The 24,188-nt window shown below is 71.9% G+C and carries 20 protein-coding genes, 1 rRNA gene, 1 pseudogene and 1 riboswitch; of the genes and pseudogenes, 7 read left to right on the top strand and 15 right to left on the bottom strand.

Translation table 11 applies throughout. The features are described 5' to 3' along the window. Positions 1-8: 8 nt before the first annotated feature. Together AB0O82_RS19850 and AB0O82_RS19855 are read left to right on the top strand one after the other, a co-directional pair. Positions 9-1,277, top strand: a complete 1,269-nt coding sequence (locus AB0O82_RS19850) for an MFS transporter (RefSeq protein ID WP_363585300.1) — start codon at positions 9-11, stop codon at positions 1,275-1,277. A 99-nt stretch (positions 1,278-1,376) separates the two neighbouring features. Next, positions 1,377-1,910, top strand: a complete 534-nt coding sequence (locus AB0O82_RS19855) for an HAD domain-containing protein (protein ID WP_063350210.1) — start codon at positions 1,377-1,379, stop codon at positions 1,908-1,910. On the opposite strand, the gene AB0O82_RS19860 is transcribed toward AB0O82_RS19855, so the two are convergent. Together AB0O82_RS19860 and AB0O82_RS19865 are read right to left on the bottom strand one after the other, a co-directional pair. Beyond that, entirely contained in the window at positions 1,888-2,676 is a 789-nt protein-coding gene (locus tag AB0O82_RS19860; RefSeq protein WP_363585301.1) for a CPBP family intramembrane glutamic endopeptidase, read from the bottom strand. The genes AB0O82_RS19855 and AB0O82_RS19860 overlap by 23 nt on opposite strands. A gap of 76 nt (positions 2,677-2,752) precedes the next feature. Further along, the gene (locus AB0O82_RS19865; RefSeq protein WP_363585302.1) at positions 2,753-4,258 is read right to left on the bottom strand and encodes a glutamate--cysteine ligase; all 1,506 of its coding nucleotides are present in this window, start codon (positions 4,256-4,258) and stop codon (positions 2,753-2,755) included. Between the two features lie 367 nt (positions 4,259-4,625). Between AB0O82_RS19865 and AB0O82_RS19870 the strand changes: the two genes are divergently transcribed. Together AB0O82_RS19870 and AB0O82_RS19875 are read left to right on the top strand one after the other, a co-directional pair. Next, positions 4,626-5,198 carry a hypothetical protein gene (locus AB0O82_RS19870; RefSeq protein ID WP_363585303.1) on the top strand — a complete coding sequence of 191 codons (573 nt, stop codon included), beginning with the start codon at positions 4,626-4,628 and terminating at the stop codon, positions 5,196-5,198. Positions 5,199-5,592: 394 nt separating this feature from the next. Further along, positions 5,593-5,784, top strand: coding sequence for a DUF5999 family protein (locus AB0O82_RS19875; protein ID WP_363585304.1), 192 nt, complete (start codon positions 5,593-5,595; stop codon positions 5,782-5,784). A gap of 91 nt (positions 5,785-5,875) precedes the next feature. Here the strand turns inward: AB0O82_RS19875 and gcvP are convergent, their stop codons facing one another. Further along, positions 5,876-8,776, bottom strand: coding sequence for an aminomethyl-transferring glycine dehydrogenase (gene gcvP / locus AB0O82_RS19880; RefSeq protein ID WP_363585305.1), 2,901 nt, complete (start codon positions 8,774-8,776; stop codon positions 5,876-5,878). Positions 8,777-9,013: 237 nt separating this feature from the next. Beyond that, positions 9,014-9,117: riboswitch (glycine riboswitch) on the bottom strand. Between the two features lie 223 nt (positions 9,118-9,340). Here gcvP and AB0O82_RS19885 point away from each other — a divergent pair. The 3 genes and pseudogenes from AB0O82_RS19885 to AB0O82_RS19895 form a co-directional block, all read left to right on the top strand. Beyond that, positions 9,341-9,649, top strand: a pseudogene (locus AB0O82_RS19885) (PRC-barrel domain-containing protein); the annotation flags it as partial. Continuing rightward, positions 9,641-10,489: a YsnF/AvaK domain-containing protein gene (locus AB0O82_RS19890; RefSeq protein WP_363585316.1), complete on the top strand. Its 849-nt coding sequence runs from the start codon at positions 9,641-9,643 to the stop codon at positions 10,487-10,489. The pseudogene AB0O82_RS19885 and the gene AB0O82_RS19890, both read left to right, overlap by 9 nt. 179 nt (positions 10,490-10,668) lie before the next feature. Next, a complete protein-coding gene (locus tag AB0O82_RS19895) occupies positions 10,669-12,165 on the top strand; it encodes an MFS transporter (protein ID WP_363585306.1) in 1,497 nt (498 codons plus the stop codon). 144 nt (positions 12,166-12,309) lie between these two features. Here the strand turns inward: AB0O82_RS19895 and AB0O82_RS19900 are convergent, their stop codons facing one another. From AB0O82_RS19900 to rrf, 12 genes are all read right to left on the bottom strand, one after another. After that, positions 12,310-13,737: a DNA polymerase IV gene (locus tag AB0O82_RS19900; protein ID WP_363585307.1), complete on the bottom strand. Its 1,428-nt coding sequence runs from the start codon at positions 13,735-13,737 to the stop codon at positions 12,310-12,312. A 51-nt stretch (positions 13,738-13,788) separates the two neighbouring features. Beyond that, positions 13,789-14,433: an ElyC/SanA/YdcF family protein gene (locus AB0O82_RS19905; protein WP_363585317.1), complete on the bottom strand. Its 645-nt coding sequence runs from the start codon at positions 14,431-14,433 to the stop codon at positions 13,789-13,791. A 171-nt stretch (positions 14,434-14,604) separates the two neighbouring features. Continuing rightward, positions 14,605-15,249, bottom strand: coding sequence for a MerR family transcriptional regulator (locus tag AB0O82_RS19910; protein ID WP_363585308.1), 645 nt, complete (start codon positions 15,247-15,249; stop codon positions 14,605-14,607). A 237-nt stretch (positions 15,250-15,486) separates the two neighbouring features. Further along, on the bottom strand, positions 15,487-15,963 hold the full coding sequence (locus tag AB0O82_RS19915) for a bifunctional nuclease family protein (RefSeq protein ID WP_063350203.1): 477 nt from the start codon (positions 15,961-15,963) through the stop codon (positions 15,487-15,489). Between the two features lie 133 nt (positions 15,964-16,096). Beyond that, positions 16,097-16,792: a MerR family transcriptional regulator gene (locus AB0O82_RS19920; protein ID WP_363585318.1), complete on the bottom strand. Its 696-nt coding sequence runs from the start codon at positions 16,790-16,792 to the stop codon at positions 16,097-16,099. A gap of 179 nt (positions 16,793-16,971) precedes the next feature. Continuing rightward, complete coding sequence (locus AB0O82_RS19925) at positions 16,972-17,742, bottom strand: FHA domain-containing protein (protein WP_363585319.1); 771 nt, start codon at positions 17,740-17,742, stop codon at positions 16,972-16,974. Between the two features lie 337 nt (positions 17,743-18,079). Continuing rightward, positions 18,080-19,180, bottom strand: coding sequence for a DUF881 domain-containing protein (locus AB0O82_RS19930; RefSeq protein ID WP_363585309.1), 1,101 nt, complete (start codon positions 19,178-19,180; stop codon positions 18,080-18,082). After that, positions 19,164-19,496 carry a small basic family protein gene (locus AB0O82_RS19935; protein WP_030062488.1) on the bottom strand — a complete coding sequence of 111 codons (333 nt, stop codon included), beginning with the start codon at positions 19,494-19,496 and terminating at the stop codon, positions 19,164-19,166. Before AB0O82_RS19935 ends, AB0O82_RS19930 begins: the two co-directional genes overlap by 17 nt. Further along, positions 19,493-20,587, bottom strand: coding sequence for a DUF881 domain-containing protein (locus AB0O82_RS19940; RefSeq protein ID WP_363585310.1), 1,095 nt, complete (start codon positions 20,585-20,587; stop codon positions 19,493-19,495). Before AB0O82_RS19940 ends, AB0O82_RS19935 begins: the two co-directional genes overlap by 4 nt. A gap of 168 nt (positions 20,588-20,755) precedes the next feature. After that, positions 20,756-23,251 carry a mannose-1-phosphate guanyltransferase gene (locus AB0O82_RS19945; RefSeq protein ID WP_063350200.1) on the bottom strand — a complete coding sequence of 832 codons (2,496 nt, stop codon included), beginning with the start codon at positions 23,249-23,251 and terminating at the stop codon, positions 20,756-20,758. Positions 23,252-23,377: 126 nt separating this feature from the next. Beyond that, positions 23,378-23,998 carry a CDP-diacylglycerol--glycerol-3-phosphate 3-phosphatidyltransferase gene (gene pgsA, locus AB0O82_RS19950; RefSeq protein WP_363585311.1) on the bottom strand — a complete coding sequence of 207 codons (621 nt, stop codon included), beginning with the start codon at positions 23,996-23,998 and terminating at the stop codon, positions 23,378-23,380. A 98-nt stretch (positions 23,999-24,096) separates the two neighbouring features. Next, positions 24,097-24,188: ribosomal RNA gene (rrf, locus tag AB0O82_RS19955) — 5S ribosomal RNA — on the bottom strand; the annotation flags it as partial.

Genomic DNA, 24,188 nt, shown 5'->3' on the forward strand with positions numbered 1-24,188 from the left:
GTCTCCAGGTGCCGACCCGACCTCCGCGCCCCCGCCGCCTCGCCTGGGCGAGCCGCAACTTCCGCATCCAGACCGCCGCCACCGTGGTCAGCGGCCTCGGCAACGCCGGTGCCCCCATCGCCACGGCCTTCGCCGTGCTCGGCCACGGCGGCACCACGTCCGAGGTCGGCTACGTCACCGCCGCCCGGCTGCTGCCCACCGTCCTGCTCCTGGTGGTCGGCGGTGCCCTCGCCGACCGGATGCCCCGGCACCACCTCATGGTCGCCGCCAACCTGTTCAGCGGCCTGTCCCAGGTCGTCCTGGCGGCACTGGTGCTGGCCGGGGACATCCGGCTCTGGCAGCTGATGCTGCTCTCCGCCGCCGGCGGCGCCGGGTACGCGCTCTACTCCCCCGCCTCCGGCGGCATGATGCTGCAGGCCGTCGCCCCGGAGCACGCCGCCCGGGCCTTCTCGGTGTTCCGGATGGGCCAGAACGCCTCCCAGATCGGCGGCGCCGCGCTCGGCGGCGCGCTCACCGCCGCCGTCGGCCCCGGCTGGGTGCTCGCCCTGGACGGCGCCTGCTTCCTGGTCGCCGCCTCGCTCCGGTTCTTCCTGGAGGCCGAGCAGGCGCCCGCCCCGCAGGGCCACAGCATGCTGCGCGATCTGCGGGAGGGCTGGCGGGAGTTCGCCTCCCGCCGCTGGCTCTGGGTGGTCGTGGCGCAGTTCTCCGTCCTGGTCGCCTGCATCGGCGCGGTCGAATCGGTGTACGGGCCGACGGTCGCCAAGGAGCGCCTCGGCGGGGCGTCCGACTGGGGCCTGGCGATGGCCGCCTACGGCGTCGGGCTGGTGGTGACCGGCGTGCTGATGGCCCGCTGGCGGCCCCGCCGGATCCTGTTGGTCGGCAACTGGGGGGTGTTCCTGTTCGGCGTGCCCGCCCTGGCGCTGGCGGCGGAGGCGCCGCTGCCGCTGCTCGCCCTCGCGATGTTCCTGTCCGGGGTCGGCGTCACCGTCTTCGGCGTCAACTGGATGGTCGCGCTCCAGCAGGAGATCCCCGAGGAGATGTTCTCCCGGGTCGCCGCGTACGACGAGCTCGGCTCCTTCTCGCTGTCCCCGATCGGCATCGCGCTGGCCGGCCCGGCGGCCACGGTGCTCGGCCTCTCGGGCGCGCTGTGGGCCTGCGCCGTCGTCTGCCTGGTGCTCAGCGCGGTCGTGCTGCTGGAGCCTCAGGTCCGCCGGCTGGCCCGCAGGAGCACCGTCGACGCACCGGTGGCCGCCGCCGAGCCGGTGGCCGCGCCGTGAGCGCCCCGTGCGCCCCGCGTGCGCCCGGCCGTACGCAACCACTGGTACGCCAGGTTCGTCCGACCAGGTAAGTCACACCACCGTCTCTGGGGGCCACTGGTGCCGAAGCCGCTGCTGTTCCTGGACGTCGACGGGGTGCTCAACCCGGTCTGCCCGCACCCGGACGCCGGGTTCGACACCCACACCCTGCTCGGCTACTCGGTGCTCCTCTCCGCCCGGCACGGCGCCTGGCTGCGCGAGCTGGCCGGCACCTACGAACTCGTGTGGGCCACCACCTGGGAGGAGCACGCCAATGCGCACATCGCCCCGGCGATCGGCCTGCCCGCCCTCCCGCTGGTCCGCTTCACCGGCGACGTCCCGCAGCCCGGTGACCCGCGCGTCCCGCTGATGGAGCTGCTCTCGGCCCGCAAGTGGGCCCCGCTGCTGCGCTACGCCGCAGGCCGCCCGTTCGCCTGGGTGGACGACGTCATCCCGCCGCGGCTGGTCCGCAACTCCCTCTGGCGCCGCGACCGCCTGCTGCTGCCGATCGACCCGGGCCCGGGCCTGGAGCGCCGGCACGTCGACCGCCTGCTCGCCCGGCCGCCGCGCACCCCGGCCGGCCGCCTCCCGCTCAGGGGGTCGGCAGCCAGCTGACGTGCCCGGCGAGCAGCGCGTACCCGACGAAGGCCACCGTGTCGATCAACGCGTGCGCCGCGACCAGCGGCATCACCCGCCCCCAGCGCCGGTAGAGCAGGCAGAACACCGCCCCCATCACCATGTTGCCGACCAGCCCGCCGACCCCCTGGTACAGGTGGTACGAGCCGCGCAGCACCGAACTCGCCACCACCGCCGCCGGCCACGACCAGCCCAGCTGCCCGAGCCGGCGCAGCAGGTAGCCGAGGACGACGACCTCCTCCAGGGCGGCGTTCTGCCACGCGGAGAGCACCAGCACCGGGATCCGCCACCACACGTCCGGCAGCCCGGACGGCGCCACCGTCAGGTTGTAGCCCGCCGCCTGCGAGGCCAGGTACAGCACCAGCCCGGAGCCGCCGATCGCGGCCGCCACGGCGGCGCCCCGGCCGAGGTCGCGCAGCTTCTGCCCGAGGTCGAAGCCGAGCACCCGCAGCGCGGCGCCCTCGCGCACCAGCAGGTACCCGACCAGCACCACCGGCATCAGCCCGCGCCCGATGTAGTACAGCTGCCACACCAGGTCCAGCCAGGGCCGGCCGGGCGCCCGCGAGCCGTTCAACGTGGCGACCTGCTGGCCGAGTTGGATCGGTTCGGTGAGCGAGGCCGCGAAGCTGATCAGCGCGCTGACGCCACTGGCCCCGAGGGAGAGTCCGAGGACGATCAGCAGTTCCACGCCGAGCAGCCGGCGCGTGGGCTTCGCGGTCTCCGGTGCGGTCGGGAGGGTGGTCACGGGGGCTCCAGCGTGGCGGGCGTCGCTCCGGCCGTCGGCCGACCGCCGGAGCGATCATCCTGACACAGCGGTCCGGCTACCCGACCGGCCAGGTGTGCACCGGCTCGCCGGTGCGCATGTGCTCGATGTAGCGCCTGGTCATCGCGGCGAGCGCGGCCGGGCGGTCCATCCCGTACTGCTCGCGCAGCCGGTGGAAGGTCGCGCTCTGCCAGGCCGCGCCGTTGGTGCGGCGCAGGCAGCGCTGCTCGATGATCCCCAGGTAGCGGTCCCGGTCGGCGGGCTCCACGCCCCACTCGTCCAGGCCCTGGTGGGCCATCGGCAACAGTTCGTTGAGCACCAGGTCGACGGCGGACACCGTGGTCAGCCCGCCGCCGCGGCCCGCCCGGCCCGCCCTCGGCCACTGGAACACCGCGTCGATGCCGTAGCGGGCGCCCTGCCGGAAGTTCTCGTCGGCCCGCTCGAACGGCAGCCGGGTCCAGACCGGCCGGGGCTGCTCGGCGAGCACCCGGACCAGCCCGTAGTAGAAGGCGGCGTTCGCGAGCGTGTCGGCCACCGTCGGCCCGGCCGGCAGCGCCCGGTTCTCCACCCGCAGGTGCGCGGTCCCGCCCGCGATGTCGTACACCGGCCGGTTCCAGCGGTAGATCGTGCCGTTGTGGAGCCGCATCTCGGCGAGCCGGGGCGCGCCGCCGGAGGCGAGCACCTTCAGCGGGTCCTCGTCGTCGCAGATCGGCAGCAGGGCGGGGAAGTACCGCAGGTTCTCCTCGAACAGGTCGTACGCCGAGTCCACCCAGCGCTCGCCGAACCAGGTGATCGGCCGGACGCCCTGCGCCTTGAGTTCCGCCGTACGGGTGTCACAGGCCTGCTGGAACAGCACCGGACGGGTCTCCCGCCACAGCTCCCGCCCGAACAGGAACGGCGAGTTGGCGCCGAGCGCGAGCTGCGCCCCGCAGATCGCCTGGGCCGCGTTCCACACCGAGGAGAAGCGTTCCGGGGTCACCTGAAGGTGCAGTTGCAGGGAGGTCGCGGCGGCCTCGGCCACCATGGTGATGGTCTCCAGCTGGAGGTGTTCGACGCCCTCGATGTCCAGCGCGATGTCCTCGCCGCGGGCGGCCAGGATCTGGTCGCTGAGCAGGCTGTAGCGCGGGTTGTGGGAGATCGCGTCCAGGCCGGTGTGACCGTGCTCCAGGGTCGGCAGGATCCCCACCATGACGATCCGGGCACCGGCCTCGGCGGCCCGCCGGTCGGCGTAGCGCAGCCCGGTTTCGAGCTCCTCGCGCAGATCCTCGAAGACGTGCCCGCACAGCCGGTGCGGCACGATGTTCACCTCGACGTTGAACTGGCCCAGTTCGGTCTGGAAGTCGCTGGAGCCGATCGCGCTCAGCACCTGCGCGTTGCGCAGTGCCGGCAGGCCGTCCTCGTCGGCCAGGTTGAGCTCGATCTCCAGGCCCATGACCGCCCGCGGCCGGTCGAACCGGTCCTCGCGCAGCATCCGCCCCAGCGCGTCGAGGCAGGCCTGGAGCTTGCGCCGGTACAGCTGCCGGTCCGCCAGATCAGCCCGAGTCGCCACGACCTTCTCGCCCACGGTCCCCTCCTCCTGAGACACCGGCCGACCCGACCGTGCAAGCATCATGCCCACCTCGAAGATCGATACCCGAATGCTCGTACTGGCTTGCAATGCAAGGAAACTGACGGATATTCAGCAGATCTGCCGACTTGCCCGGCGCCACCGCCTGTGATAAACAGGTCACCCTGCGCACCTGTTCGATAGAATTCGCACTGCGCTCCGGCCGGCCCGCTCCGCCTCGAAACCCTCGTCGACGGCGGCGACCGCGCCGGCACCGCGATCATGCACAACCGGACACGGCCAGGTCCCGTCACCGATGACACGCCGCGCCACGCCGGTATGCCGCACTCGCACGCCGATCTCGCACGGAGAGGCGGACCCCGCCATGACTCTGCAGACCCCCCAGCCCCCGCCGAGCGCCCTGCGCGCCGTCCTGGCCGCACTCGACTCGGAGACCGCGCTGCGCCAACCCGCCGCCGCAGCACTGCGCCATCCGGTCGGCCCGCTGCTCCCCGCGCACCCGCTCGCCGTCCACGTCCTGGACGGGCCGCGCCCGGAGCTGCGCGCCGCCCGCCGGACGGGCTGGCGATTCCTGATCAAGGACGGCGCCGAGGTCGCCGCCGCCGCGGAGGTCGTCCAGGCCGTCGAGGGCCACACCTTCTCGCACTTCACCGCCGGCCCCTACCTCGACTCGACGGTCCGGGCGCTGCGCCAGGCCTGGCAGCTCGCCCAGGGCTCCCGGTCCCGCCAGCAGCCCCGGCTGCTGACCTTCCCCGGGCAGTACGCGACAGCACTGTGGCTGCACGGCCCCGACGCCGACCCGGCCGCCGACCAGCTGATCCCGCTGGCCCCGGCCCCGCTCGGCGTCACCGCGCACCGCGCCTACCCGGCCGGCGAGCTGCTGCCGCTGCTCGCCCGGGCACCGCTCGCCAAGCCACTGCTGCTCGGCTCCTCCTGAGCCGACCCCACGCCGCCGGGCCGCCGGGCCACCACCCGGCGGCCCGGCAGCGTGCGCGTCGCCCTCGCCCGCCCGAACCACCCGGACGGGCCATCCGCCCTGACCTCCTCGGGCCATGCCGCAGCTGACCCATCGGTGCGCCGTTTCCCGCCGGACCCGCCTGAACGGGTGATCTCTACCCGGGAGTTGTGGCGCATGTCACGAAATCCCTGCGCGCGCGACCGTAGATGCCGACACTGGGAACCAGCGTGGAAGGACCACCTGTCCTACCCACTTGAGCGCCGGTCCACACCTGGTCGGCGCGCGGACAGGATCCGGCTACCGCGGCGGCTCCCGACGGCTCCGCCGGCGGCCGCACCACGGGGGAGGATCGCAGAGCGAAGCGAGGGTACGTATGTGCCAGCACCGTCCTGAGTGCCCGTCGGCCGAGTCCGAGGACCGCGAGGCGGCCGTCACGGTGGCCTGCCACCCGGAGCAGGGCTGGAGCCTGCTCTGCAACGGCGTCGTGCTGTTCGAGGACACCGGAGAGCTGCTGCCCGACGGCCGGGTGATCGCGCCGCGCCGCCCCGTCGCCCGCGCGGCCTGACCGCACCGGCGGGGGCAGCCGCCGAACGACGACAACGGGCAGGGCCCCGACGGTACGTGCCGTCGGGGCCCTGCCGTACGTCCGGTCCGGATCAGACGCCGTACTCCTCCAGCGGCGGGCAGGAGCAGACCAGGTTGCGGTCGCCGTACGCGCCGTCGATCCGGCTGACCGGCGGCCAGTACTTGTCCGCCGGGTTCACGCCCGCCGGGAAGACCGCCTCCTGCCGCGAGTAGCCGTGCGCCCAGTCGCCGGCCAGCTCGGCGGCGGTGTGCGGGGCGTTGCGCAGCGGGTTGTCCGCGGCCGCCCACTCGCCCGAGCCGACCTTGTCGATCTCGGCCCGGATCTCGATCATCGCGTCGCAGAACCGGTCGATCTCGTGCAGGTCCTCGGACTCGGTCGGCTCGATCATCAGCGTGCCGGCCACCGGGAAGGACATCGTCGGCGCGTGGAAGCCGTAGTCGATCAGGCGCTTGGCGATGTCGTCCACCGTCACGCCCGTCTCCTTGGTCAGCGGGCGCAGGTCGATGATGCACTCGTGCGCGACCAGCCCGCCGGGGCCGGTGTAGAGCACCGGGAAGTGCGGTGCCAGCCGCTTGGCGATGTAGTTGGCGTTCAGCACCGCGACCTGCGTCGCGCGCTTGAGGCCCTCGCCGCCCATCAGCCGGACGTACGCCCAGGAGATCGGCAGGATGGCCGCCGAGCCCCACGGCGCCGCCGAGATCGGGCCGACCCCGGTGGCCGGACCGGCCTCCGGCTGCAGCGGGTGGTTCGGCAGGTACGGCGCCAGGTGGGCGCGCACCGCGACCGGGCCGACGCCCGGGCCGCCGCCGCCGTGCGGGATGCAGAAGGTCTTGTGCAGGTTCAGGTGCGAGACGTCCGCGCCGAACTTGCCCGGCTTGGCGAGGCCGACCAGGGCGTTCAGGTTGGCGCCGTCCACGTACACCTGGCCGCCGGCCTCGTGCACCAGGGCGCAGATGTCGGTGATCTGGGTCTCGTACACGCCGTGGGTGGAGGGGTAGGTGACCATCAGCACGGAGAGGCTGTCCCGGTGCTGCTCGATCTTGGCCTTCAGGTCCTCGACGTCCACGTCACCGTCGACCAGGGTCTTCACCACGACCACGCGCATGCCGGCCATCACCGCGGAGGCCGCGTTGGTGCCGTGCGCGGAGGACGGGATCAGGCAGACGTCGCGCTGGGTGTCGCCGTTGGCGTGGTGGTAGGCGCGGACGGCCAGCAGGCCGGCCAGCTCGCCCTGCGAGCCCGCGTTCGGCTGGATCGAGACGGCGTCGTAGCCGGTCACCTCGACCAGCTGGCGCTCCAGCTCGCGGATCAGGCTGAGGTAGCCCTGGGCCTGCTCGATCGGCGCGAAGGGGTGCAGCTGGCCGAACTCCGGCCAGGTGACGGCCTCCATCTCGGTGGTCGCGTTGAGCTTCATGGTGCAGGAGCCCAGCGGGATCATGCCGCGGTCCAGCGCGTAGTCCCGGTCCGACAGGCGGCGCAGGTAGCGCAGCATGGCGGTCTCCGAGCGGTGGCTGTGGAAGACCGGGTGGGTCAGGTACTCGTCCTGGCGCAGCAGCGCGGCCGGCAGCGCGTCGGCGCCCTCGGCGACCTCGACCGCGGGGACGCCGAACGCGGCCCAGACGGCGGCGAGGTGCTCGCGGGTGGTGGTCTCGTCGGTGGAGACCGAGATCCGGTCCGCGCCGTCCTGGTGGACGTTGACGCCGTTGGCGCGGGCGGCGGCCGCGATCTCGGCGGCACGGCCCGGGACGACGGCGGTGACGGTGTCGAAGAACTCGCCGTGCAGCAGCTCGACGCCGCCGGCCCGCAGGCCCTCGGCGAGGGCGGCGGCGTAGCGGTGGGTGCGGCGGGCGATGTCGGCCAGGCCGTCCGGACCGTGGTAGACGGCGTACATCGAGGCCATGACGGCGAGCAGCACCTGGGCGGTGCAGATGTTGCTGGTGGCCTTCTCGCGGCGGATGTGCTGCTCGCGGGTCTGCAGCGCCAGGCGGTAGGCGCGGTTGCCGTCGGCGTCGACCGAGACGCCGACCAGGCGGCCGGGCAGCGAGCGGGCGTACTCGGCGCGCACCGACAGGTAGCCGGCGTGCGGGCCGCCGAAGCCCATCGGCACGCCGAAGCGCTGCGAGGTGCCGCAGGCGATGTCGGCGCCGAGCGAGCCCGGCGAGGCGAGCAGGGTCAGCGCCAGCAGGTCGGCGGCGACCGCGACGATCGCTCCGAGGCCGTGCGCCTGCTCGATGACCGGGGTGAGGTCGCGGACCACACCGGTGGCGCCCGGGTACTGGAGCAGCACGCCGAAGACGCCGCGCTCGGCGATCTCGGCCGGGATGCCCTCGGACAGGTCGGCGACGACGACCTCGACACCGGTCGGCACCGCGCGGGTGTTGATCACCGCGGTGGTCTGCGGCAGGGTCTCGGCGTCGACCAGGAAGACGCCGCCCTTGACCTTGGTGACGCGGCGGGCGAGCGCCATCGCCTCGGCGGCCGCCGTGCCCTCGTCGAGCAGCGAGGAGCCGGAGGTCGGCAGGCCGGTCAGGTCGGAGACCAGGGTCTGGAAGTTGAGCAGCGCCTCCAGGCGGCCCTGGGAGATCTCCGGCTGGTACGGCGTGTAGGCGGTGTACCAGGCCGGGTTCTCCATGACGTTGCGCAGGATCACCGGCGGGGTGAAGGTGCCGTAGTAGCCCAGGCCGATCATCGGCTGGAGCACCTGGTTGCGGCTCGCCAGCTCGCGCAGTTCGGCGAGCACCTGCGCCTCGCTGCGGCCGCCGGGCAGGTCCAGGCCGGTGATGGAGCGGATCGCCTCGGGAACGGCGGTGGCGGCGAGTTCGTCCAGCGAGCCGTAGCCGATGGACGCCAGCATCTTCTGCTGCGCGGCGTCGTCGGGGCCGATGTGGCGGTTCTCGAAGGGGCTGGCCAGCTCAAGCTCGGTGAGGGTCGAGGCGCCGGTGGGGCGTCCCGCGTTCGGCTGGGCGTTCATGGTGGTCGAGGCCTCCTGGTCACGGACCGGCGGGGGTGCGCACGCCGACCGGCCGGAGCCGCTGCGGACAGCGGCTCGACCCGGGCGGGCGAACCCGACAGGCCTCCCCCTCTGTCATCGGGACCTGAGAGCTTCACCCGCACGGCGCGCTGTGGGCACGCCGCCGGCTTGCACCGTCGGTGAGGGTGGTGCCCGTCGGCTCCCTGCCGACGGTCCTGCCCTGCTTTCCAGAGTGACCTACCCCACACGGTACGGATGCCTGAGAGATTCCGGGGAGGAGTTGCTCCTTCGGCGCCCCGACCAGCGCTTTCCGTGGCCGGGGACTCTCCCGAGCGGGCTCGGCGGTCGCCGCCCAGGGTACCAGCGGCAGGCCCCCTGATCACGGTCGCGTCGGGTCGCTCGGGGTCTACGCGCGTCCCCCGGACGGTCCAGCCCGGAGCCCGTCCGGCGCACCCCGGTCGCGCCCGTCCGATTCATGGCCTTTGGTGTGAAGTGGCAGGCGGAACGGGTGCTCCGGCCACGGTCCTGCGGGAGTTCCGCAGGCGCAGCGCACTGGAGGAAAGAGTGCAAACCGATATCGATCCCCGGGACCTCATCGGCCACAAGGCGGTCGACCGCAACGGAGACAAGATCGGCACGGTCGACGAGGTCTACCTGGACGACGCCACCGGCCAGCCGGAGTGGGCAGCCGTCCGGACCGGCATCTTCGGCCGGGACGCCTTCGTCCCGCTCACCACCAGCGAGTTCTCCGGCGACGAGCTCCGGGTGCCGTACGACAAGTCGCTGGTGAAGGAGTCGCCGGACTTCGGCGTCGGCCAGCACCTGTCGCCCGCCCAGGAGCTCCAGCTCTACCGCTACTACGGCCTGGACACCCCGGCGAACGGCCGCCCGGTCGGCCGGGACAGTGACCGGCCCGTCAGTCGTGAGGGTGACCGGCCGGCCGGCCGCGAGAGTGACCGCCCGGTCGGCCGGGACGGCGACCGACCCGCGCGCCCCGACCTCGACTTCGGCACCACCTCGGCGGCCGAGCCCGTGAAGCCCATCGCCTTCCACTCCCTCGACCCCGCCCCGACCACCACCCCTGCCGACCCCACCGGCACCGCGACGGAGGTCAGCGTGCGGACCCTCAACACCCCCGCACCCGCGGCCGCCCCCACGACGACCGAGCCCAAGCCGCAACCCGCCCCGATCGTGACGACCACCGCGACCACGAACTCGGCCGTGGCCCCGCCGGCCTCGGAGCGCTCGACCGGTCCGGCCCCGTCGTCCCCCAACGGCCCGGTGGAGATCACCTGCCGCGAGGAGCGCCTGGACATCACCACGGACTGGCACATCGTGGGCACCGCGAGGCTGCGCAAGTACGTGACCAGCGAGCAGGTCGAGCGCCGCGTCCCGGTGGTCCGCGAGCGCGTCCGGGTGGAGCGGATGCCGGTGAGCGAGGCCGAGCGCGCCTCGCTCACCGAGAAGGAGATCGCCGAGGCGGTGGAGGAGGTCACCCTGCGCGAGGAGCGCCCGGTGGTCCGCAAGTACCTCACCCCGATCGAGCGGGTCCGCCTGGTGGTGGAGCGCTACACCGCCGAGGAGGTGATCCGGGACGAGCTGCGCCGCGAGCACGTCGAGATCCACGACAACACCGCCGCCGCCCCGGCGACCCCGGTGGCCACGCCGGCGGCCGAGGCACCCCGCCCGGCCGTGCTGCGCCCGTTCGCCTGACCCCTCGCCCCAGGGCCCCGGACCCATCGGTCCGGGGCCCTCGGCATGCCTCGTCCCGGTCGCCGCCCGGCCGGAATCCTTCGATTTTGCCAAAGCGTCACCAATGGATATTTGACACTCTGAAGTATTTCCCGGCATGGTTACTTCAGTTCATTCACTATGTACGGGAGGAAGCAACCGTGAGTGAGGCACCACAGCCCACCACCGCGGCCGAGAAGCAGAGCAGCGCCCGGGTCCTGCCGGCCCTCATCCTGGCGATGCTGTCGTTCAGCGTGGTGCAGACCGCGGTCGTCCCGATCCTGCCCTCGCTGGCCAAGGAACTGAGCGTCTCCGCGTCCAGCGTCACCTGGCTCATGACCGCCAACCTGCTCTCCGCCGCCGTGCTGACTCCCCTGCTGGGCCGCTTCGGCGACCTCCGGGGCCGTAAGCCGATGCTGCTGATCTCGCTGGCCGGTCTGGTCGCCGGCTCGGCGCTGGCGGTCAGCACCCACTCCTTCACCTGGCTGGTCGTCGCCCGCGTCCTTCAGGGCGCCGGCGGTGGCGTGCTCCCGCTGGCGATCAGCATCGTCCGCGACGAGCTGCCCAAGCAGAAGGTGACCGGCGGCGTCGCCGCCATCAGCGCCTCGATGGGTGTCGGCTCCGGCCTCGGCCTGGTCGCGACCGGTCTCCTGCTGGAGCACTGGAGCTACAAGTCGATCTTCTGGATGGGCCTGGTCTTCGGCCTGATCGCGGTCGCCCTGGTCGCGTTCCGCGTCCCGTCCGACCCGGTCACCGACAAGGAGGGCGGCGCCGACCCGCTCGGCGCCCTCACCCTGGCCGGCTGGCTCTCCGCGCTGCTCGTCGCGGTCAGCCAGGGCAACCACTGGGGCTGGACCTCGACCAAGACCCTCGGCCTGTTCGCCGTGGCCGCCGTCGTCGCCCTGATCTGGGGGGTCATCGAGACCAAGGTCGCGCACCCCCTGGTGGACATGAAGATGATGTCCCGTCCGGCCGTCGCCTTCACCAACCTGGCCGGCCTGCTGATCGGCTTCGGCATGTACGGCTCGTTCATGGTGATCAGCAACTTCGCCCAGACCCCGGAGAAGCTCACCCACTACGGCTTCACCGCGACCGTCCTGCATGCCGGTCTGCTGCTGCTGCCGTCCGCGATCGGCTCGATGGTGGCGGCTCCGGTCGGCGCGATGCTGATCGCCCGCCGCGGCCCGCGCCTGCCGCTGGTCCTCGGTGGCGTCCTGGGTGCCGTCGCGATGGCCTACCTGGCCGTGCGGCACAGCCACGAGGGCGACATCTACACCTCCTCGGCGATCTTCGGCCTCGGCATCGGCCTGGCGTTCTCCGCGATGCCGGCCTACATCAACGGCGCCGTCCCGGTGGAGCAGAGCGGCATCGCCAACGGCATGAACGCCGTGCTGCGCACCGTCGGTGGCGCGATCGGCACCGCCGTGATGGCCGCCATCCTGACCGGCGACACCATGAAGCTGCCGCCGCAGATCCCGCTGCTGCTGCCCACGCTGGACGCCTACAAGCACGCGTTCTGGGCCGCGGCCGTCGTCTGCGCCGTCGCCGGCGTCGTCCCGTTCCTGATCCGCGGCGTCAAGCCGGCCGCCACCGTCGTCGCCTCGGGCGGGACGGCCGAGCGGAACTCCAGCCCCGAGCTGGCCAAGACCGACGCCTGACCAGGCGTCCGGCCGCCGCGCTCAGGGACAGGGCGCGGCGGCCCGGCCTTCGGACGGTCGCGAGGGCATCACGACCGCACGAAGTCCGGCACGGTATGCGGCCCCAACCGGTACTCCCCCCACCGGTCGGGGCCGCTTCGCGTTTCACACCCCCGGCGCCCCCGTCTCCTCCGGCGCCTCCCTCTCCCCGGGCGCCCCCGTCTCCTCCGGCCCCTCGGCCCCCCACAGCGGCAGCGGACGGGCCGGTTCCAGCGCCGGATCGTCCACCGCGAAGGTCCGGATGCGCCCCGGCCCGCTCCACGGCGTCTCGAACCGCACGGTGACCCGCCCGACACCGCTGCCCTGCACCCACCCGGGCCCCAGCTCGGTATGGCGGACGTCCTGCCCGGGCATCCAGCGGCGCGGCGCGACCGCCTCCGGTTCCTCCTCGGCCGTCTCGACCTCCGCCTCCGCGTGCTCGGCCGCCTCCTCCCGCAGGGCCTGCGCGAACAAGTCCTCCTGGGTGTAGTCGGCCAGCTGGGCGACCCCCACCCCGAGCAGCCGCACCCCGCCGGTGATGTCCACCTGGGAGGCCAGCCGACGCGCCGTCTCGATGACCACCGCCTCGTCGTCGGTGGGCCCGCGCAGCGTCTCCGAACGGGTCAGCGTCGAGAAGTCGAACCGCCGGACCTTGAGCACCACCGTCCGCCCCGAGCGCCCGGCCGCGCGCAGCCGCCGCACGCACCGGGCGGCCAGCACCTCCACCTCGCGCAGCACCCGCTCCCGGTCGGCGAGGTCCACCTCGAAGGTGTCCTCCACCGAGACCGACTTGGCGTCCTGGTCGGCCACCACCGGCCGGTCGTCCAGCCCTATCGACATCTGGTGCACACCCGCGCCGTGCGCCCGCCCGAGCAGCTGCACCAGTTCGCCCTCCCCCGCCTCGGCGAGGTCCGCCACGGTGTTCAGTCCGGCCCGCCGCAGCACCTGTTCGGTGGCCGGCCCGATCCCGGGCAGCGCCCGGACCGGCATCGGGCCGAGCACGGCCCGTTCCTGCCCGGGTTCGATCAGCACCAGCCCGTCCGGTTTGGCCTGCTCGGAGGCGATCTTCGCCATCAGCTTGGATCCGGCCGCCCCGACCGACCCGGTCAGCCCGGTGCGCCGCTGGATGTCCGCCCGCAGGTCCTCCGCCAGGGCGAGCACCAGCCGCTCCCCGGTCTCGTGGTCGGACTCCGCCAGCACCGGACCGTAGGGGCCGGCCTCCAGGTCGACGAAGGCCTCGTCCAGGCTGAGCGGCTGCACCAGCGGCGACAGCTCGCGCAGCAGACCCATCACGAGCTCGCTGACCTGCCTGTAGGCCTCGAACCGGCCGCTCAGAAAGGCCGCGTTGGGGCAGAGCCGGCGCGCCTGCGCCATCGGCATCGCCGAGTGCACCCCGAACCTCCGCGCCTCGTACGAGGCGGTGGAGACCACCCCGCGCCCGCCGAGCCCGCCGACGACCACCGGTTTGCCGCGCAGGCTCGGCTTGGCCGCCTGCTCCACCGCCGCGAAGAAGGCGTCCATGTCGAGGTGGATGATGCTCGGCAGTGATCGCACCCGCCGATCATCCCGCAGGGGTCCGACAATGCGTACGAACCCGGGCAGGCCCTAGCGCTGCGCGGCGTCCGCCAGCGCCTTCGGGATGCCGTCCTCCCGGGGGCCGAGGAACAGCGGGTCCGGCCGCAGCCAGGCGTTGACCGCCGCCTTGCCCGCCCCGGGGATCTCCCGCAGCCCGCCGTACAGCCAAGTGCCGTCGTGCGGTTCCGGCACCCCGACCGCGTACGCGTCGATGCCCGCCGCCTCGCACAGGGCCAGCGCCCGGCGGACGTGGAAGTCCTGGCTGACCAGCACCGCCCGCTCCACCCCGAAGACCCGCCGGGCCCGGGTGCAGGAGTTCCAGGTGTCGAAGCCCGCGTAGTCGCCCACCACCCGGACCGCCGGCACCCCGTGCTCGATCAGGTACGTCCGCATCGCGTCCGGCTCGTCGTAGCTGTCCCGGCCGTTGTCGCCGGTCACCAGGATCGCCTGCACCTTCCCCGCCCGGTACAGGTCCAGCGCCGCGCTCAGCCGGTGCTCCAGATACGGCGACGGCTTGCCCTGGTCCAGCCCGGCGCCGAAGACCACCGCGACCGGCGCGGACGGCACGCCGGCCACCGTGCCGACCCGGTCCCCGGCCGAGCACCACAGCCACGCGCTCGGCGCCAGCGCCAGCGAGCAGAGCACCGTCGCCGTCTGGAAGGCCCTGCGCTGCACGGACCGCCGCCGAAACCGGACCTTCAGCAGCCCGCCCCGACGCCGCAGCAGACCCGCTATCCCGGTGCCGAACCCCACGTGTCCTCCCTCGATCGCCTCACCAGGCGCAACGACGAGGCCGCGGGCCCGGACGGTTCCCCGTCCGGGCCCGCGGCCTCGTCAGTTCTGCGTTCAGACCGCCCGGTTGCGCCGCTGGGCCAGCTCGTCGGACGGGTCGTGGCCGACCAGCGTCTCGCCGGTGTCGGTGCGCTCCGCGTGCAGCCGCCCGAGCGTCAGCTCCAGCTCCCGCCAGACCGCTCCGACCGCGATGCCGAACACGCCCTGACCGCCCTTCAGCAGGTCCACCACCTGCTGCGGTGTGGTGCACTCGTACACCGTCGCGCCGTCGCACATCAGCGTCATCCCGGCCAGGTCGCCCTGCTCGGCCGCCTGCAGATGGGCGACCGCCACCCGGATGTTCTGCAGCGAGACGCCCGCGTCGAGCAGCCGCTTCACGATCTTCAGCAGCAGGATGTCGCGGAAGCTGTAGAGCCGCTGGCTGGTGGCCGGGTACGCCGAACGGACGCTGGGCTCCAGCAGTCCGGTCCGGGCCCAGTAGTCCAGCTGGCGGTACGTGATGCCGGCCGCCGCGCAGGCCGTCGGACCGCGGTAGCCGATCAGTTCGGACGTCGGGGCCAGCCGCTCGATGGCGGGCTGACCGGGCTGCACGGCCGGGAACCTGCCCACCCGGGGCAGGTCCGTCACGGTGCGAGCGGTGCGCGGCAGGTGCACGGCACACAGGCCTCCCACGGCCGTGTCATCGCCGGTGCTGCTCATGCCTGCCTCCGTCCACTGGTGCTGCGGGCAACCCGAACTGCGGGCATCGGTCACCCGGACAGCCACTCCTGACGGTAGGCAGTCCCCTATGACCCGTCAACGATCGCCACGCCGGGCCAGCCAAACCACATCACTCAGGAGAGTGGTTTTTCGTGCCCCTAGTGTGGGTAGGTCGACGGTTTTTGGCAAAACGGCAAGCCAAACAACGGCCTGACCTGTAGGGAAATCCGGTTCGCACTACTGCGGACCGCTGCCCCCGAAGTCCTCGGGCGACACCTGGTCGAGGAACTCGCGGAACTTCTCGACCTCATCCTCCTGCTCGTCCGGGATCGCGATGCCCGCCTCGGCGAGCACCTCCTCGCTCCCGTAGATCGGCGTGCCGGTGCGCAGGGCCAGCGCTATCGCGTCGGACGGCCGGGCGCTCACCTCGACCCCGCCGGTGAAGACCAGCTCGGCGTAGAAGACGCCCTCCCGCAGGTCGGTGATCCGGACCTCGGTGAGCTGCTGCCCGAGCGCCTCCAGGACGTCCTTGAACAGGTCGTGCGTCAGCGGGCGGACCGGCGTCATGCCCTGCTGGGCGAAGGCGATCGCGGTCGCCTCGCCGGGACCGATCCAGATCGGCAGGTACCGATCGCCCCCGACCTCCCGCAGCAGCACGATCGGCTGGTTGGAAGGCATCTCCACTCGGACACCCACGACGTCGAGCTCATTCACACAGGCAACCCTATGGCTCAGGCCCCGGATATGAAAGCGCAGGGCCGACGCCGCTGGTCAGCGCGGTGCACGCCGACCGCCCGGGGTCTGGACGGCCACCCCGCAGGAGCCCCGCGGGAATCCCACGGGGACGCTATCCGCGGCTGCGCAGACCGGCCTGGACCATCGCCGCGTGCAGCCGCACGGACAGTGTCGCCAGCTCCCGCGCGGTGGCCTCGGCATGGGCCCTGGTCTGCGGGTTCCGGTGCCGGCGCAGTGGCGCCACCACCTGTTCCACCAGCGCGATCTCCCGATCCGCCGCGGCCTTCATGGCCCGCAGGTGCCGCGGTTCCAGCCCGTACCGGCCGAGTTCCGCGACCAGCCGGGCCACCTGCAGCGCCTCGCCGTCGTACCCGCCGTCCGGACCAGGCGCGACCAGACCGTAGGACTCCCATTCGGACAGCTCGCGCTCACCGGACTCGGCGGCCGCCAGCAGTTCGGCACGCCCCAGCCGGACTCCGGACGGGACGTCGGCCGAGGCCCCCAGCTCCCGGTCCGCTTCCTCCACCGGCCCGGGTCGGGTGTCGGCGGAGGGCGGCAGCGCGGGCGGTGCCTCACCGCGCTCGATGGCGTCCAGGTGCTCGCGGATCACCCGCAGCGGCAGGTAGTGGTCACGCTGCATCCGCAGGACGTAGGCCAGCCGCTCGACGTCGGCCGGGCTGAACTTGCGGTACCCCGAGGGCGTGCGCTGCGGCTCGACCAGCCCCTCCGCCTCCAGGAACCTGATCTTGGAGATGGTGACCTCGGGGAAGTCGTCGCGCAGGAAGGTCAACACCGCGCCGATGCTCAGCAGCTCGTCACCGCCGCGCCGCCGCCCACCCGGCCGGTCCGGGCGGACCGGCTGCCTGGGGCCCGCGACCACCCCGCGCGCGCCGCGGTCCGCGTGCGGACCGGACGATGCGGGGGTGGCCGCCCCGAGAGAAGATGAAGGGGTATTCGTACTCACTCGGGCTCCTACCGACGTTGGGTTCAGTACCCCCGGTTGTGGCCGGCGAAGAACACCAGCCGGTACTTCCCGATCTGCACCTCGTCACCGTTGTTCAGCGACACCTCGTCGATCCGCTCCCGGTTGACGTAGGTGCCGTTGAGGCTGCCGACGTCCGCGACGCTGAACCCGGCCTGCGTCCGACGGAACTCCACGTGGCGCCGCGAGACCGTGACGTCGTCCAGGAAGATGTCGCCCTGCGGGTGACGGCCGGCCGTGGTGACGTCCGAGTCCAGCAGGAAGCGGCTGCCCGAGTTCGGACCGCGCTGGACGATCAGCAGGGCCGAGCCCGGCGGCAGCGCGTCGATCGCCGACAGCACCTCGGCCGACAGGGCCGGCGTCGCGCCGGTGCCGGTCGTGGTGTTGGGGTCGTACGACTCCAGGCCGGAGATGGAGATGGTCGACGTGGTCTCCGCCGCCCCCTCTGGAAGCAGGCCACCGCGCAGGGCCGTACCGCAGTTGGAGCAGAACCGGGCCGATGACGGGTTCTGGTTGCCGCACCTGGGGCACGGAGTGGGGCCAGCCATGTTCACAGCCTCCTGGCGCGGCACACCCGACGGGTTGTGCCCGGCGTACGGATCGGGGGCAAACCCTCCACCAGAGGTTGAGGGTCCTGACTGGAAACCTATGCGCGGGTCGCCGGAAGGGTCAACCGACGCGCCGTAGCCCACCGGATTCCCTGCGTACTGGGCGGCGGCGCCGTCCCGGAACAGCTGCTGCTCGGCGTACGGCGCCCCCTCTGGAGCGGGGCGCATGCCCGGCACGGCGGCCTCGTCCTCGGGCCGGCGGTGCCGCGCGGTCGGCGCCTCGACGGAGGCCGCGCCACGGCCCTTGTTACGACCGAACAACTTCGAGAAGAAACTCACGGGCGAATCCCCTTGCGTGTGACAGACCCGCCCGCGGGGCAGGGTGAGAACCTCGGACAGACTGCGGGCCCGGTTGCGGATCGGGCCTGCTGGAGTGGTACTCCGACGGTTGGTACTGCTGTTGGTGCTCCGGTGCGTGCTGGTACGACCCAGTCTCGCCCACGCGACGGCGGCGCCCCGCACCGGGTGCCGCCCGCAGGTGACGGGCCGTTCGTCGGGCGCCCCGTCACTTCGAAGCCGGCTTGGCGTACTGCGGCGTCTTCAGATCCACGAGGGCGTCCACGACCACCTTCTGCTGCTGGGTGATCGTCGCCCGCGCCTGGTGACTCTCCAGAGTACGGACGACACCCCCCGGGATGTTCAGCGCGGGTGTCAGATCCTGCGGGTTCCCCACGACGGTGAACCGATAGGGCTGCGAGACCTTCTTCCCGTCGATCTGCACCCCGCCGCCCGACACGTCGGTGAAGTAGGTGTTGACCACCACGCGCACATCGTTGATCTGAATCGCCTCCGCCCCTGCCGCTCGAAGTTCTTGCAGGGTGTCCAGCAGCATATCTGCCTTCACCTGCCCTTGGGGATCATCGACCGTGAGTACGATGCCCGGACCAGTGGCTTTGACGGTACCGGCGAGCACGCCGAGCTCCGTCGCCTTCTTCCTGGTCTGCTCCTGGGCCTCCTTGGCCTGGTTGGAACTGTTCTCCAACTTGGCCAGGGACTGCTCCAACTCCGCCTTCTCCTGCTGAAGACGCTGCTGACGGCTGTCCAGTTCGTCGAGGATGCGCACCAGGTCCTCCTGGCGGGCCCCGCGGAGCTGGCTGTGGTGGTCGTTGGTCGACCGCACCTGGATCGCCAGCCCCAGACCGAGCGAGAACAGCAGCAGCGCCACCACCAGCTGCCCGCGCGACATCCGCGGCGGCCACAGGGCTGCCTTGAGGCGCCGCCGTCCCGCACCGCGGTCCAGGGCGGCCGGCTCCACCACGGGCTCAGGCTCGGGCTCAGACGCAGGCTCGGGCGCAGGCGCTGCGGCCTTCGCGAGCCGCACCGCGGGCGTGGGCGCCGCCTCCGCATCAAGCTCAGGCTTAGCGTCAGACTTCGCCGCAGCCTGTTCCTCGGGCTCCCCCACCGCCGCCACGGGCCCCTCGGCCCTCCCCGGCTCCTCGGCCGGTTCGGCGCGCTGGACCTCCCCGGCCCCGTCCACCGGCTCGACCGGGCCCGCCTCGGCCGCCGACTCCGGCCCCGGCGCCTCGGCAGCCCGCTCCGACGCCTTCCCGCCGCCGTCCGCGTGCTCCTCCGCCGCCCCGCGGCCCGGCTCAGGCGCGGAAGACATGGCGCCGAATCGCGGCCGCGTTGGAGAAGATGCGGATGCCGAGGACGACGACCACACCCGTGGACAGCTGCGAGCCGACGCCCAGCTGGTCACCGAGGAAGACGATCAGTGCCGCGACCACCACGTTCGACAGGAACGAGACGATGAACACCTTGTCGTTGAAGATCCCGTCCAGCATCGCCCGGACGCCGCCGAACACGGCATCCAGCGCCGCCACCACCGCGATCGGCAGGTACGGCACGACGGCGTCCGGCACCTCGGGCTGGACGAAGAGTCCGACGACCACCCCGATCACGAGACCCAGTACGGCAATCACGGTCTAGCTGCTCCTGTCCCTGCGGACGACGACCCGGTCGGGGCCGTCGTGGACGAGTGGGCTGTCGTGGTCTTCGCGGACCCGCTCGGCGTACGCCGACCGGTGCTGCCCGCAGACGGTGAAACGGACGCGCTCGGGCTCCCGGAGGTTCCGGCGGTGGGTGACGGCGTCGGGGGGACCGAAGCCGCCGACGGGGACGCCGGGGGCGAGGGCTCGGGCGTGACTGGCTGGGCGGTCCGCAGCGTCACGCCCACCGCGGCCGGCAGCGTCAGGCTCTTCTGCGCGGACATGGTCGACTTGATGCCGTACTTCTCCTGGAGCAGCCGCAGGTACTGCCCGGCCATGTCGTTCTCGAAGGCGGTGAGCAGCTTCGGCCCATCCCCGATCGCCTGGATGTTGTACGGCGGGACGAGCGGTCGGTTGTCCACCAGCACCGCCTCTCCCGCAGCCCGGATCGCCGAGAGCGCGGTGAGCCGCTGACCGTTGATCGCCACGGCTTCCGCACCGGATCCCCACAGGCCGTTCACCACCAACTGGAGGTCGCGGTCCCGTAGCCGGCCGCTGTTGGAGAAGCCCTGCCCGGCCCGCGGGTCGACGTTTCCCCCGCCGCCGGTCCCCGCCGCGTCCTCCAGGACCAGCTTGACGCCCGGCCCCGCGACCTCGCCCAGGCCCACCGCGCCGGTCAGACCTCCCTGGTCGCCGTCGCCCGTGGCGAGCGCCTGCTGCTGCGTGCTCTCGACCTTGCGCCGCAGGTCCTGGACCTGCTGCTGGAGGTGGTCGGCCGAGCCGTTGGTGTCGTTGATCCGGTGGATCAGCGCGTCCCGTTCCTTGGCCAGCGTCGGCTCCGCCTTGTGCGCGTTCACCGCGCCGACCGTCACCACGACCCCGACCAACGCCAGCCCGGCGGCCAGCGTGAGCAGGCCTCGGGCCGTCCTGGGTATCCGGCTGTCGTGGTCTCCGCCCCGCGCCGCGGCCGCCTCGGCGTAGCCCTCGTCGAGGCTGTGGTCCATGACGTTGGTCAGCAGGGACATCGAGGCGTCCGGGCGGTTGTACCGTCCGTTCGGGGCACTCGGCGTCGGCGTCGCTGGCATGCGGACCATCGTCCCACGTCGGCGAAGGGGCCCGCGCACACCCCTTGAGCTGCACACACGACACAAAGTGACGGATCATTGCGAACAGTGTGAAAACGGACAGCGGGGCGCGCGGACCATGCCGCGCGCCCCGACCGTCAGGACCGTCGGACGATCAGGCCGGTGTCGTCACCTCCCGGCCCCGTCGACCACCGCCGCCCACTCGTCCAGCAGCGCCTCCGTGGCCTCGTCGTCCGGACCCTCTGCCCACAGGTGGGTGGTCGCCTCGGCCGGGTCCGGCAGCACCAGCGTCCAGCGCCCGTCCGCCTCGACGACCCGGACGCCGTCGGTGGTGTCCAGCCGCCGACTGCCGGCCGCCTCGACCACCGAGCGCATCACCATCCCCTTGGCCGCCCACGGCGTCGCCAGGTCCCGACGACGGATGTGCGCCTGCGGGATGCGCGCGTCGATCTGGCTCAGCGTGAGCTGGGTCCGCGCCACCAGGCCGACCAACCGCACGAAGGCCGCGGCCCCGTCCAGCACTCCGCTGAACTCCGGCACCACGAACCCGCCGCGCCCGTCCCCACCGAACACCGTGCCCTCGGTGGCGGCCGCCTTCGCCAGGTCGTCCGGCGTCGTCGTGGTCCAGATGACCTGGGTGCCGTGGTACGCGGCGACCTGCTCGGCGATCCGGGTCGTGGTCACCGGCAGCGCCACCTGCCCGCTGCGCCGTTCTGCCGCGACCAGGTCCAGCAGCACCAGCAACGCCCGGTCGTCGTCGATCACCCGGCCCAGTTCGTCGACGAACGCGACCCGCTCGCCGACCGGGTCGAAGCGGACGCCGAAGGCCGCCCGGGAGGAGGCCACCAGCTCACCGAGCCTGGCCAGCCCGGCCCGCCGCTCCTCCGCGTCCTCCGTCGGCCGCGCCTCGTCCAGCCCGCTGGAGACGGTGAGCGCCTCCACTCCGAGCCGTCCGAGGATGCTCGGCAGAACCAGGCCGGCGCTGCCGTGCGCGGTGTCCACGACCACCTTCAGTCCGGCCTCCCGGACCCCGGTGGTGTCGACGGCCCGCAGCAGGTTGCCCGCGTAGGAGTCGAAGACGCTGGACGGGAAGGTCAGGTCCCCGATCTCACCGGGGAAGGCCCGCCGGTACTCCTGGCGCGCGTACACGCGGTCCAGCTTGCGCTGGCCGGCCTGCGAGAGATCGGCCCCGCGCTCGTCGAAGAAGAGGATGTCCAGAGAGTCGGGCACCCCCGGCGTGGTCCGCAGGAAGATCCCGCCCGCACTCCCTCGCGCGGTGTGCTGCCGGGCCACCGGCATCGGCACGTTCTCCAGGTCGCGGACGTCTATGGCCGACGTCTGGAGCGCCGAAATCATCGCCCGTTTGAGCGCACGCGCACCACGCGAGTGGTCACGCGCAATGGTGACGGTCGCCCCCTTCTTCAGGGTCGTGGCGTACGCGCCGGCCAACCGCACGGCCAGTTCCGGGGTGATCTCGACGTTCAGGATCCCCGACACGCCACGCACGCCGAACAGGTGCTCCTGGCCGCGGGACTCCCAGATCACCGACGTGTTGACAACGGCGCCGGCCTCGATGGTCTTGAACGGATAGACCCGGACGTTCGCACCGATGATCGACTCCTCGCCGATCAGGCACTCGTCCCCGATCACCGCGCCGTCCTCGATCCGGGCGGCCCGCATCACGTCGGTGTTCTTTCCGACCACGCAGCCGCGCAGATTGCTCTGCGGCCCGATGTAGACGTTGTCGTGCACGACCGCCTTGTGGAGGAAGGCCCCGCGCTTGACCACCACGTTGCTGCCGAGCACGGTGTGCTCGCGGATCTCGACGCCGGCCTCGACCTTGGCGTAGTCCCCGATGTACAGCGGCCCGCGCAGCACGGCCTCCGGGTCCACCTCCGCGCCCTCGGCCACCCAGACGCCTGGCGAGATCTCGAACCCGTCGAGCTCGACGTCGACCTTGCCCTCCAGGACGTCCGCCTGGGCCTTGCCGTAGCTCTCGTGGGTGCCCACGTCCTCCCAGTAGCCCTCGGCGACGTAGCCGTAGACCCGCTTGCCCTCCTTCAACAATTGCGGGAAGACGTCACTCGACCAGTCGACGGACTCACCTGCCGCGACGTAGTCGAAGACCTCTGGTTCCATCACGTAGATACCGGTGTTCACAGTGTCCGAGAAGACCTGCCCCCAGGTCGGCTTCTCCAGGAAGCGCTCGACCCGTCCGTCGTCGTCCGTGATCGTGATACCGAACTCGAGGGGATTCGGCACCCTGGTGAGACAGACGGTGACCAGCGCGTTCTTGCTGCGGTGAAAGTCGATCAATTCCGAGAGGTCGAAGTCGGTCAGTGCGTCACCGGAGATCACCAGAAAGGAGTCGTCCTTCAACGCGTCCTCGGCGTTCTTGACACTCCCCGCGGTGCCTAGCGGCGTCTCCTCGTGGGCATAGGTCAGATGCATGCCCAGGTCCTCGCCGTCACCGAAGTAGTTCTTGACCAGTGAGGCCAGGAACTGGACGGTGACGACGGTGTCGGAGAGGCCGTGCCGCTTCAGCAGCCGAAGCACGTGCTCCATGATCGGCCTGTTGGCGACCGGAAGCAGCGGCTTCGGCATGCTGGAGGTCATCGGGCGGAGTCGGGTTCCTTCGCCCCCTGCCATGACAACGGCTTTCATTACGGGTGCGTCCTCCTTTGCGGTGGTGGACCTACAGAGGTCCATCAAACCGTTCCAGAGGGATCCCTACCCGGAAGGTATCGTCCGACGCACCGATACGGCGTGGGACTTCTCTCAGATCACGTCTCAGACTGCGGACGCGGAGCCCGTCGAGCCCGCACGGGTGATCCGCCGGGCCTGAACCGCGTAAAGAATACCGGCCCACCAGTACAATGTGGTCCCCCACCAGATGAAGGCCCAGCTCACCACCTCGGCCGGCCGAGCGATCCAGCTGTCCACGCTGCCGAGCAGGAGAAGCGGAAACGCGTACATCAGATTGAAGGTCGCGGCCTTCCCCAGAAAACTCACCTGAAGCGGCCCGTAACCGTGCCGGTTCAAAATGGGCAGCAGCGCGCCGATAAACACTTCCCGGGCCAGCAGAATCGCCGTCACCCACCACGGAAGAAACTCACGCCAGGTCAAACCGACCAACGTGGACAGCACGTAGAGCCGGTCGGCCAGCGGATCGAGCAGCTGCCCCACCCGGCTGACCTGCCCCCATCGCCGCGCGAGTTTCCCGTCGAGGTAGTCGCTGACACCGCTCAGCATCAGGATCAGCAGCGCCCAACCATCGTTGTTGGGGCCGTCGAAAACCGGCCAGAGAATCAGCCAGAGAAAAAGCGGAACACCGACCAGCCGGCCCATGCTGAGCAGGTTGGGGATGGTGAGGACGCGATCGGTCTGGACCCGCGTCTCCTGGACCTCCACCCGGGGGCCTCCTGTCCCGTGTGACGACAATGCACGTTGACCCTACAACAGAAAAGCCCCCGCCAGGTTCACCCGGCGGGGGCTTCTCTCGAATAATTGTTCGGCGGCGTCCTACTCTCCCACAGGGTCCCCCCTGCAGTACCATCGGCGCTGTAAGGCTTAGCTTCCGGGTTCGGAATGTAACCGGGCG

The sequence above is a fragment of the Kitasatospora sp. NPDC088264 genome (assembly GCF_040685715.1).
GTDB lineage: Bacteria > Actinomycetota > Actinomycetes > Streptomycetales > Streptomycetaceae > Kitasatospora.